The organism is Mesorhizobium sp. M2A.F.Ca.ET.039.01.1.1 (assembly GCF_003998035.1).
Classification (GTDB): Bacteria; Pseudomonadota; Alphaproteobacteria; order Rhizobiales; family Rhizobiaceae; genus Mesorhizobium.
In genome coordinates, this window is the sequence record NZ_RZRY01000605.1 from 1 (window position 1) to 3,807 (window position 3,807).

General features: G+C 63.5%; 5 protein-coding genes and 1 pseudogene. 3 read left to right on the forward strand and 3 right to left on the reverse strand.

All coding sequences use genetic code 11. From position 1 onward, the window contains the following. Together EOA24_RS30265 and EOA24_RS30270 are read right to left on the reverse strand one after the other, a co-directional pair. Positions 1 to 185: pseudogene (locus EOA24_RS30265) on the reverse strand (mandelate racemase/muconate lactonizing enzyme family protein); the annotation flags it as partial. After that, complete coding sequence (locus EOA24_RS30270) at positions 182 to 1,798, reverse strand: GMC family oxidoreductase N-terminal domain-containing protein (protein WP_126081690.1); 1,617 nt, start codon at positions 1,796 to 1,798, stop codon at positions 182 to 184. The gene EOA24_RS30270 and the pseudogene EOA24_RS30265, both read right to left, overlap by 4 nt. Before the next feature lie 191 nt (positions 1,799 to 1,989). Between EOA24_RS30270 and EOA24_RS30275 the strand changes: the two genes are divergently transcribed. Both EOA24_RS30275 and EOA24_RS30280 read left to right on the forward strand, forming a co-directional pair. Next, entirely contained in the window at positions 1,990 to 2,385 is a 396-nt protein-coding gene (locus EOA24_RS30275; protein ID WP_042646168.1) for an acyl-CoA thioesterase, read from the forward strand. A 119-nt stretch (positions 2,386 to 2,504) separates the two neighbouring features. Continuing rightward, positions 2,505 to 2,708, forward strand: coding sequence for a hypothetical protein (locus EOA24_RS30280; RefSeq protein WP_126081691.1), 204 nt, complete (start codon positions 2,505 to 2,507; stop codon positions 2,706 to 2,708). 170 nt (positions 2,709 to 2,878) lie between these two features. Here the strand turns inward: EOA24_RS30280 and EOA24_RS30285 are convergent, their stop codons facing one another. Continuing rightward, positions 2,879 to 3,247 (reverse strand): helix-turn-helix domain-containing protein, encoded by a 369-nt coding sequence (locus EOA24_RS30285; RefSeq protein ID WP_040989613.1) that lies wholly within the window; start codon positions 3,245 to 3,247, stop codon positions 2,879 to 2,881. 90 nt (positions 3,248 to 3,337) lie between these two features. Here EOA24_RS30285 and EOA24_RS30290 point away from each other — a divergent pair. Continuing rightward, positions 3,338 to 3,807, forward strand: a 470-nt coding sequence (locus EOA24_RS30290; protein ID WP_133374680.1) for an NADPH-dependent FMN reductase, incomplete at its 3' end; no start/stop codon positions are given.

Below are 3,807 nucleotides of genomic sequence, written 5' to 3' on the forward strand. Positions count from 1 at the left end.
AGGTAGCGTTCGGCCATGTCCTCGATCATCCTGGCGGTGACATGCGCCGAGAAGGTGGCGTTGTAGGCTTCGCCATAGCCGACGACGCCGCCATCGGTGGTGAGCTTGACGAAGATGAAATACTTGCCGCCGATGCCGGGCGGCGGGTTGCCGACAACCCAGGTCTTGACGTCGGTGATTTTCATTTCTGATCCTCCAGAACCAGCTCGGCGCCTTTCCATCCGGTCAGGATCGAGGCGGCGTTGGTGTTGCCCGTGATGTTGTCGGGGAAAATCGAAGCGTCGATGACGCGCAGGCCCTCGAGCCCGTGCACCCGAAGCCGTGGATCGACGACGGCGCGCGCGGCGTCCGGCCCCATGCTGCAGGTCGAGACCGGGTGGTAGACCGTGCCCGAGCGCTTCCTGAAATCCTGGATGAGGTCGGCGTCCGATTGGATCGAGGGACCAGGCAGCACCTCTTCCTCGATGATCTCGGCCATGGCCGGCATCGCGGCGATCCTGCGCACGAACTTCACCGCGGCCAGCATCTCGTCGACATCGGCATTGGTCGAATAGGCGTTGGCCGTGATCCTCGGATAGTCGCGCGGATTGTTTGAGCGGATCATGATCTCGCCGCGGCTCGACGGGCGGCAGTTGGACAGGCCGATCGAGAAACCCGGCCAGGGGTCGGGCGTCAGGATCGGACGTTCGCCGCTCTTCGGGATGACGGTCGAGAAGGCCTGGAAATAAAGCTGCATGTTCGGCCGCGCCATCGACGGATCGGTGCGGAAGAAGCCGCCGGCATTGTTCATCGACAGCGACAGCGGACCGGAGCGCAAGAGGATGTATTGCATGCCGACGAGCAGCTTGCCCCACCAGGGCCGCAGGATCTGGTTCAGCGTCGGCAGCTTGCCTTTGAACGTGTAGTTGATGCCGACATGGTCCTGCAGGTTGGCGCCGACATTGTCGTTGGCGTGGACAACCGGGATCCCCAGATTGCCAAGCAGCGCCTCGGGGCCGACGCCGGACAGCTGCAGCAACTGCGGCGAGTTGATCGAGCCGCCCGAGAGGATCACCTCGCGGCCGGCGCTCGCGGTTTTCTTCGTGCCGTTCTGTTCATATTCGACGCCGACGGCGCGCTTGCCCTCGAACAGGATTCTTGTCGCCAGTGCGTTGGTCTCGACGCGAACGTTGGAGCGTGTCATCGCCGGGCGCAGGAAGGCGCGGGCGGCAGACATGCGGCGGCCGTTCCTGGTCGTGATCTGGTAGACGCCGACGCCTTCCTGGAAGGCGCCGTTGAAGTCCGGATTGAAGGGCAGCCCGGCCTGCTCGGCGGCGGCGAGATAGCGCTTGGTCAGCGGGTGCACCGCGCGCGAACAATCGGTGATATGCAGCGGTCCGCCGACGCCGCGCCATTGGTCGGCGCCGGCCGCATTGTCCTCCATCGCCTTGAAGGAGGGCAGCAGATCGTCATAGCCCCAGCCCGGATTGCCGGCGGCCGCCCAGGCGTCGAAATCCTCGCGCGCGCCGCGGATGAAGACCATGGCGTTGATCGAGCTCGAGCCGCCGAGCAGCTTGCCGCGCGGCCAGTGGTCGGCATTTCCGGCGAGACCGGGATCCGGCTCGGCCTTGTAGTTCCAGTTGACGGCCGGGTCGAAGAAGGTCTTGCCGTAGCCGAGCGGCATCTGGACGTAGAACCTTTGATCGGTCCCGCCGGCCTCCAGCACCAGCACCGAGAAGCGGCCCGAAGCCGACAATTTGTCGGCCACGACCGAACCGGCTGAGCCGGAGCCGACGATGATGAAATCATAAGTCTGCATGATAGGCGGGCGCGCTCCGAAATTCGCGGCCTAGCCTAGACATTGCCGGTTCACGTCGTCGCCGGACCTTCCGGCATGGCTTGTGAAAAAAGCGACTGCTCCGGCGGCGCAGTTTTCGCTTTCAGCAGAGCTTGCGACATCGCAATCGCATTGGTACGGGTTCAGGAAAGCAGCGGCTGAAGGAGTTTCCTATGGTGCATTACGCGGACGGAAAACCTCTTGGCGATCTCACGCTGCGCACGCTCGCCATGCCGTCCGACGCCAATGCCGCCGGCGACATCTTCGGCGGCTGGGTGATGGCGCAGATGGACCTTGCCTGCGGCATCCGCGCCGCCGAGCGCGCCAAGGGCCGGGTGGTCACCGCCGCGGTCAAGGAGATGTCCTTCGCCAAGCCGATGAAGATCGGCGACACGCTATGCATCTACACCCATGTCGAGCGCGTCGGCCGCACCTCGATGGTGCTCAAGGTCGAGGCCTGGGCGCAGCGCTACCTTTCCGACCTGATGGAGAAGGTCACCCATGCCGATTTCGTCATGGTGGCGCTCGACGGCGAAGGCAAGCCGAAGCCGGTTCCGGCCGAGAGCTGACGGGTCTCCGATTCTCCCCAGGCTTGCCGTTTTGTAACGACGCCCGCGCGGCAGATGCGCTCCGCGACATCCAATGGTTGCCTTCGCGCCCCAGTTAGTGGTCGCGCGAGGGGAAAACAATGCGTCAACACATGCTGAACGGCTGGCTCGTGGCCGCCCTTATTGCTCTGGTCTGCCTGCTCGGCGTTACAGCCTATGTGGAGATCAGCAAAGACCTTCCACGCGTTGCCTGCGTGAGGGACCCGAAGGCGATCGACAAGAAGGACGCGCAGCACGAGAACTGCTCGACACCATGCTGCACCACTACCGCTGCAAGCGCCTGATCGGTGGCCGCCTAAAGACAGTCATCCTTGTCGAGACGGTTACGCGGACACAACTGCGAGGCTAGCTGGAGAGCCGCAGCAAATCCGATCAAAGCCGGAGGCACGACAGGCCCGGCGCCGAGCGACACGGGTTGTTCAATGGTTCGCAAACCTTTGAACCAAAAAGGGGTTCAGGCTTGCTGGCTGTCGAATTTCGCTCTCGCTTCGCGGACCCGATTTGTGTTCTTGCGCGCCCATTCGCCCAGAGCGCCGACCGGCACGAGCAGCTCATGACCGAGCTCGGTCAGCTCGTAATCGACACGCGGCGGAATGGTCGGAAACACTTTTCGCGTCACGAACCCATCGCGTTCCAGACCGCGCAAGGTGGTGGTCAGCATTTTTTGCGAAATGCCGCCGACGGCGGCGCGCAATTCGTTGAAGCGCATCGCGCCGTCACCCAGCTTGCCGACCACGAGCACGGTCCATTTATCGCCGACCCGCTGCAGGATTTCCGACACGGCACGGCAGTCTTCGGTGATATGCGGGTGCCTCAGTAACATAAACGTGCCCCCTTGCGCGCTGGTTTGTCAGTATCACATATAGCGCCGGTATCCAAACGATACCAGAAATTCCCGCAAGGAGAGCCCCTTATGTCCAAGCCCAAAATCGCCATCGTCGTCGGTTCGACGCGCGCCGCCCGCTTCGCCGACGTGCCGACGCAGTGGATCGCCAAGATCGCCAAGGCTCATGCCGACATCGACGTCGAGATCGTCGATCTGCGCGACTGGCCGCTGCCCTTCTTCGACGAGGTCGCATCCTCCGCCTGGGCGCCGTCGCAGAACGAAGTGGCGCAGCGCTGGCAGAAGAAGGTCGCCGAGTTCGACGGCTTCATCTTCACCGCCGCCGAATACAATCACGCTCCGACCGGTGTCTTGAAGAACGCCATCGACTACGCCGCCAATGAATGGAACAAGAAGCCGGCCGGCTTTGTCGGCTACGGCTCGGTCGGCGGCGCGCGCGCGGTCGAACAGCTCCGCCTGATCGCCGTCGAGCTGCAGATGGCGCCGGTCAAGTCGGCCGTCCATATCGCCTGGGGCGATTTCCTTGCGGTGCGCCAGGG

Excerpts from the sequence above, each read along its gene's own strand:
- EOA24_RS30270 (WP_126081690.1), bottom strand. The coding sequence starts at position 1,798 with ATGCAGACTTATGATTTCATCATCGTCGGCTCCGGCTCAGCCGGTTCG.
- EOA24_RS30275 (WP_042646168.1), top strand. The coding sequence starts at position 1,990 with ATGGTGCATTACGCGGACGGAAAACCTCTTGGCGATCTCACGCTGCGC.
- EOA24_RS30280 (WP_126081691.1), top strand. The coding sequence starts at position 2,505 with ATGCGTCAACACATGCTGAACGGCTGGCTCGTGGCCGCCCTTATTGCT.
- EOA24_RS30285 (WP_040989613.1), bottom strand. The coding sequence starts at position 3,247 with ATGTTACTGAGGCACCCGCATATCACCGAAGACTGCCGTGCCGTGTCG.